This is a genomic window from Bacillus cereus group sp. Bc010, assembly GCF_027716745.1.
Lineage (GTDB): Bacteria > Bacillota > Bacilli > Bacillales > Bacillaceae_G > Bacillus_A > Bacillus_A pacificus.
Map to the genome: position 1 here is coordinate 1 of NZ_JAQFUY010000069.1, position 6,300 is coordinate 6,300.

Sequence of the window (6,300 nt, forward strand, 5' to 3'; positions counted from 1 at the left end):
ACGTGGGAAAATCGGCTTTTTACCTTCCAAAAAATGTCTTAGCGTGGGTTTTATGTCATTTGGTTGGCGGGACCCCTATGAGGTATTAGAGAAAAATGGATTAAATTATAAAATTCATAAATACTATTTATATTCGAATTATGAAGGGGCTGTTCAATATTACTATATAAGAACTACTGATAATACAATTATTGATTTGTGTCTCTCGGATTTTCCAGAAATCTTCGCTGTCCACGAAGGATTTAGCGATAAACAAATTAGGAAAATTTACAACTGGAACTTATAAGCTCTATAAATAACAAATTTAATTATTGGAGGAATGGAACATGAAAATTGGTGTATCTGAGTGGAAAGCATTGAAAAGAGAGACAAAGTTAAAGCTATTGCGCTATGCGATGTTAGAAAGTAAGCATAAGTATGCAAAATAAAAGCTCTTCATTTGCAAAAGCAAACAAAGAGCAAAAGTCTGAGTGACCGTAGATGAAAGAAATTGACTGATTTCTTTCCTATTTATTTTAACATATATAAAGATATCAAGAAAAGGGGCATGTAGAATGGATGAAGGTCGTATTTCCTTTCAGCAAGGGTTTAAAGAATTTCTTATTATGATGGTCTGTTTTTGGTTCATTATGTTTCTCATGTATGGTGAAAGTCTGTTACAATAGAATGGAGTCGAAAGTCTAAATACCCTTAGGTAGCTCTCATAGGTGTAAGATCTATGGGGGCTTTTTTAATAAGTGATATATAAAATTTCACGTACCGTAATGTTTAATAAAAAATAAAACACAAAAGTAATAGTCTACATTTATTTTCGTGCTTAATAGGGGTAGTACCAGCGAAGCTGTCACCACCCGCAATAAGGAAATGTCAAGATTACTATAAGTTGTTAAAGTTTAATACTTTCAATACGAATACCCCCGTCCTGGTTTGGATGGGGGTAACATAATAACTTTTTTAGTAAGTATGCCTTAGCAACAACTAATCTTATTTCTCTTCAAGTAACGCACCCAATTCATTGAAGAAAGTATAAAGAATTTAAAGAATAACACCTGAAAAATCCCCTTTTAAGACCGCTGTTTCATTCTGATTTTTACATAAAAAGGATGCAATAATAGCTGTTCTACTTTTTTCTTGCCTTTCGTATTTTTCAATTTTAACTTCACAAATGATTGTATCTCCCGTAAAGACAGGTCTTAAAAACTCTAGATTCATAGTACGAGCCAGTACATTGTTATCTCCACCCACTTTTGTTGGAAGAGTTGCTGTTAATAACCCGTGAATGATAAGTCTTCCCTGTTCATCTGGTGTTATAGGGGTACGGCAACGATTCCTTCTTTTTGGAGCCACTCGCAAACGTAAAGCAAGAGGGGAAGTTATATAAATTGTCCCCGCTCTTGCTTAGATTAACCAGTTCCTTCAATTGGAATCGGTGATACAGGTATATCAAATTCAATATTTGGAGGGCGCCGATTAGAATCTAGTCGGTATTTCCCAAAGCGGTTTACATGAAATGTTAAATACGGACTCAGATCAGACAATACTTCCGCATCAATTTTATTTCCCTCTTGTATATATTCATGAAGAATCCGTGTAAGGTGAAATACATTGTAAAAAATTAAGCAATTAGCGATTAGATGATTGTATTTAATGATTTTTCTTTGACGCTCTCGATTATTTTCTGCAATGATTCCTTCACCACCAAAGAATAGCCATTTTGAAAACCCATTAAAAGATTCACTTTTATTTGTGGCTGCTTGAATTGTACTTCTCAATTTTTCATCTGATAGATACTTTAACAAAAATAAAGTGCGAATGGCACTACCTAACTCTCGAAAAGCTTGATATAACTTGTTCTTTTTACTATATGTATTTAACTTATTTAAAATCGTGGAAGGATGAATTCGTCCCATTTTAATCGACATTACTACACGTAACATATCTTTATAATGATTTCCAATCAAATTCCAATCAATTGAGTGTGAGAACAATCCATCAATATGTTGATAGGTAGACTCTTTACTTGGTCGCAAGAACTTTAAATCTTTCCAATTACGAATACGTGGCATAAGTTGAATCCCCAGTAAATAAGCTAACCCAAAAACAGGTGCATTTTGTCCTTGGGTATCAGCATGGAGAGTATCAGGTTGAATATCAGATTTATTTTTCATGAGAAGATCCAAAATATAAACACCTTCCCAGACACCACAAGGAATGAAGTGGCTAAATAAAGCGATATAAGTGTCGGAGACATGGTAATAACCAATTCCACCATATCCTCCATATCGAATATGATTTTCTGATAATAAATTTTTTTCATATAAATCCCACATTGTGCCATCAGCCGAAGCACTAGTTCCATTTCCCCAATATTTAGGTAATTTAAATCGATTATAGGCATTAATAATCCACTCAATGGCTTTTTGAATGTTTTCTTCTGTAATAGGGGTACAGACCCATTGCTATCAAGCTAAGCCCGTGTAACGTCAATGATAAGCAAGATTGTTTCTTTTTTTGGAAAGTCTATACGTAGATGCTTTAAAGATTTGCATACAAAATAAACCCTAACGGGTTTCCTTTTTTGAATTAAGCTGCTTGGTTATCAGACATGGTACAATTATAAACGACACCTAATATATCAAAGACTGTTTTCTTCTCATACCTATGGGATTTTCGCCCGTTTTGCTGTAGAAGATTGAACAGACGAAGTAACACCTTTGATAGCTCTTGGGTGTTTTTTTGTATAGTTTGGAATAGAAGAAGAAAATAGTCTTTAATCATATATATGGCTTTATACTCACTAAGCTCTCGTTTTTTCTTCATGAGGAGCAATTGGCGCATTTGAAACATGATAGAAGAACAGAGTAGAATGGCAATCAATTGACCATATAAATGGCACTCCAATCGTTCTGATTTTATCTTCTTACAATGATGGATTTGAAAGAATGACTTCCACGTTTTAAATAAAATTTCGATTTGCCAACGCAAAGAATACCAGTCATGTACCTGTCCCATCGGAACAATATCTGTAGGGGTGTTTGTCATATATACATTGATACCACTGAGTCGTTTGCTACGAGGAGAATACTTCATTCCTTTCTTTTTTTCTCGTATAGCTTGATCACGTAATCGTTTTTGTTGTTGTTCATCTGTAAGTCGATGAACGATTACACGGGTTGGTACTTTATCAGTCATACCTACATAGGCATCGGATATTTCATATGTTTGTCCTGGTTGGAGAGAGCTCATTAATACCTCCATATCTAGCTGTATATACTCTGTACCTTTCTTTATTCTTCCATCCTGAAAATAATCAGGTTTGCAATTTTTTTGATAAATACGTGTATTAGATTTAATACGAGAGATATAGTAAGCCTTTTTATCTTGTATATGTTGAAGATCTTTTAAATGAAAATACCCTAAATCACGGATACATAAATCATTTGGTTCCACAGTTGGAACACACAGAGAACCATAGGTTCGATCATGCTGTTTACCGGGACCTGTATGAATATGTAGGAACTTTCCACTTAATAAATCATACTCAAGCTGAATCTTTACTCCCGCTGTATGGCTGCATCCTCCTGCACCTGGATAAACCGATGAAAATACATCCGGGAGTTGAAATGCAGTTGAATCTAAAATACGAATACGCTTGAAAACAGAAGTATATGGAGAAGAAAGTGGCATAGATGAGGTTAATTTATGGTTTAGTAGTTCAGCTAATACATGTTGTAAAAGTTGAACGGCCGCTTTATTAAATCGTTGATTCAGTCCCTCGGGACTGATGAGTACTTCTGTTGATGCTTCTAAACAGCTAGATAACTGAGTTAAAGAAGTTGTAGCGACATTTTGGCTCATCCATACGCATAAAGCGACTAAATCTTTTGCTTGGTATTTACTGGTCCGTTGTACGAAACCGACATCTCTAGCAAAATCTAGTAAGATATTTGAAGATAAAAATCTTTGAATCTCCTGAGCAAATAGTTGTAATTCATCAGATACAGAAATAGACATACAAAAACGCCATCCTTTCCTATGATTCTATAGAAAGAATAGCGTATTTTTAAATTTCAGGGAAATTTTTTTGCTAATTTAATATCGATGCAGCAGCCTCGTATAGAAGGACACTTTAAATGTTATTCTTATTTTTTAGTAACATATTTAATTCTTTAGCATCTTTTTTTGTATTTGAAAATGATATTAACCAAGAAAATGCATATATCAAAACTATACTTTCAAGAAAATCAGCAGTTGGGAATATTTCTATCCAATGGTTATATGTAGATATAAGAAAGACAACTATAATCATCATGAAAAAATGGATTACCAAGGCGAACAAATAGCTGATTCTTTCAATATCAAAAATGAATGTAAAAATGCCTGCACAAGCTGAGATTATAAGAACACTTATTATCTCAGCTTGTGTAATAGATATATTATTGTTTCTTGATAGCAAAACTATCATGTATATAAATGAACCAGTTCCTAAACCTGTACACAGTCGATTTTTTAGTTTCAATAAAGTCTTTCCCTTCTTTTTATGATTTTAAGATAAGTTTATTTAATTTTGATTGTATATTATATAAAATGTGTAGAATATTCCTCCAAAAAATAAGCCTACAGATAGTCCACTTATGGCAGAATAAATTATATTAAACGAAATATTACCATAAAATGATGGATAAATTCCTAAAGTTACATTTAAGACATATTTTACAAAGAAATTAATCAATATAATTATTAATGGAAGGTAACATTTCTTCCTGAAAGTAACCGTCTCTTGCTTGAAAAAAATTTGATATTTTGCATATAACAAATATCCAATCAAAATGCCTGGAAGAATGAAAATCGTATAGCTTATTAAACAATATCCTAAGTAAGAAAATTTAGTGATAATTTTATCTAACCCCCATATCATAAAAATCATGGGAACAAGGAACATTTTAGATAAATTAATTGGTCTTTCTTGAGAAATAGCAATACCCCTTTTTATTAAAATGAATAATAATATCCATACCCATAATGGAGTTCTTATAAATACTTCTTTAATCATAGTATACATTGTATATCCTCCTTTGTTTTTATTAATATTTACATCAAAGGAGATATAAAGAAATACTTTTAAACATAAGTGGTAAAAATCAATACATAAGTGGTTATTGGGAATGTTTTTTTAGCTGTTTTTTTAATGAAGAAACATATTTTCTTGACACAATTACTTTTTCTCTGTTTGAAAGCAGTGCTTCCAAATTTCCGTTTGCTTTAGCGGAGAATTTGTTTAAAAAATGAATATTGATAATTATAGTTTTTGAAATTCTAATGAAGTTATCTGGAAGTTCAGATTGTAATTTATATAAAGGACTTTTTATCTCAAATATATTTTCTTTTGTATAAACAAAAATTTTCCTTTCAAGATATTCCAAATAAATAACAGTTGAGCAAGAAATTTTTTCTTGTTCACCTTTGTGAGTAGAATTAACTATTAAATAGTTATCAGAACTATTCTCTAGTGTTGATACCATATCTAGAATAAAAGATGTTACTTTGTGAATGTAGAAGGTACAAGATTCTTCTTTAAGCTTTTCAATAATTTTAATGTTTGCTTTCATTTTCTACCATATTTCCCTTTCTTTAAAATAGATTTTAATGTTTGTTTGAAACAAAGTTTAATCTAAGTCAAAATAGTATTTTATATGAATATTATTAAAAAATCTATTAACATATTTCTTCGCATATTTTTTATAAACATCGTAACATTATTTTTACCCCTCTATAATTGCCATCAATTTGAGAAATTTATTCTTCTCAAAAATGAAAATCACCCTAAGAACCTATGGACAACTATGAAAGGATGAAATTTTCGTTTTGGGGATATTTCAGAAATTTAGCTTGATAGCGATGGGGTACAGACCGCAAAACGGAAAAAAACCACGTTAAGCAAATTTCAACATAAAAACGAGTACTTTTAACAGCGTTAAGGAAAACTTTAGTTACCAAAAACCATAATTTTTGTAATTTATTCAATCTTGGTTAAGGTTCTTGATAGCAAAGAGGTAGTCTTTTACCAAAAGTAATTACCAAAATGATTGCCATAAACCTTTTCCAAAAGTATACGTTACACTTTTCAGCATAGATGTTTCTTTCTCCCCTTGTATTGTCCTTAAATCAGGGGAACATTAACCGAAAAATTCTTAACGTGGTTTTTTTCCGAAATGCTGGCGGTACCCCATGCCCATCAACTTAAGAATTTTCACTACCCCCAAGTGACAAAAAACGTTATTCTTTCTAAAAAGCTAGCTA

General features: G+C 31.9%; 5 protein-coding genes and 2 pseudogenes. 1 reads left to right on the forward strand and 6 read right to left on the reverse strand.

Going from position 1 to position 6,300, the window contains the following annotated elements; translation table 11 throughout:
* The first annotated feature begins 52 nt into the window (after positions 1-52).
* Positions 53-286: a hypothetical protein gene (locus PDQ68_RS28080; protein WP_270787153.1), complete on the forward strand. Its 234-nt coding sequence runs from the start codon at positions 53-55 to the stop codon at positions 284-286.
* 749 nt (positions 287-1,035) lie between these two features.
* Here the strand turns inward: PDQ68_RS28080 and PDQ68_RS28085 are convergent.
* From PDQ68_RS28085 to PDQ68_RS28110, 6 genes and pseudogenes are all read right to left on the reverse strand, one after another.
* A pseudogene (locus PDQ68_RS28085) lies at positions 1,036-1,311 on the reverse strand (hotdog domain-containing protein); the annotation flags it as partial.
* Positions 1,312-1,403: 92 nt separating this feature from the next.
* Positions 1,404-2,441, reverse strand: a pseudogene (locus PDQ68_RS28090) (transposase); the annotation flags it as partial.
* A gap of 142 nt (positions 2,442-2,583) precedes the next feature.
* Positions 2,584-4,014: an IS4 family transposase gene (locus PDQ68_RS28095; RefSeq protein WP_270787150.1), complete on the reverse strand. Its 1,431-nt coding sequence runs from the start codon at positions 4,012-4,014 to the stop codon at positions 2,584-2,586.
* 115 nt (positions 4,015-4,129) lie between these two features.
* On the reverse strand, positions 4,130-4,519 hold the full coding sequence (locus PDQ68_RS28100; protein ID WP_240587953.1) for a DUF3021 domain-containing protein: 390 nt from the start codon (positions 4,517-4,519) through the stop codon (positions 4,130-4,132).
* Between the two features lie 42 nt (positions 4,520-4,561).
* Entirely contained in the window at positions 4,562-5,062 is a 501-nt protein-coding gene (locus PDQ68_RS28105) for a hypothetical protein (protein WP_270787152.1), read from the reverse strand.
* 94 nt (positions 5,063-5,156) lie between these two features.
* A complete protein-coding gene (locus PDQ68_RS28110) occupies positions 5,157-5,609 on the reverse strand; it encodes a LytTR family DNA-binding domain-containing protein (protein WP_087986214.1) in 453 nt (150 codons plus the stop codon).
* Positions 5,610-6,300 lie beyond the last annotated feature (691 nt).

Excerpts from the sequence above, each read along its gene's own strand:
- PDQ68_RS28080 (WP_270787153.1), top strand. The coding sequence starts at position 53 with ATGTCATTTGGTTGGCGGGACCCCTATGAGGTATTAGAGAAAAATGGA.
- PDQ68_RS28095 (WP_270787150.1), bottom strand. The coding sequence starts at position 4,014 with ATGTCTATTTCTGTATCTGATGAATTACAACTATTTGCTCAGGAGATT.
- PDQ68_RS28105 (WP_270787152.1), bottom strand. The coding sequence starts at position 5,062 with ATGTATACTATGATTAAAGAAGTATTTATAAGAACTCCATTATGGGTA.
- PDQ68_RS28110 (WP_087986214.1), bottom strand. The coding sequence starts at position 5,609 with ATGAAAGCAAACATTAAAATTATTGAAAAGCTTAAAGAAGAATCTTGT.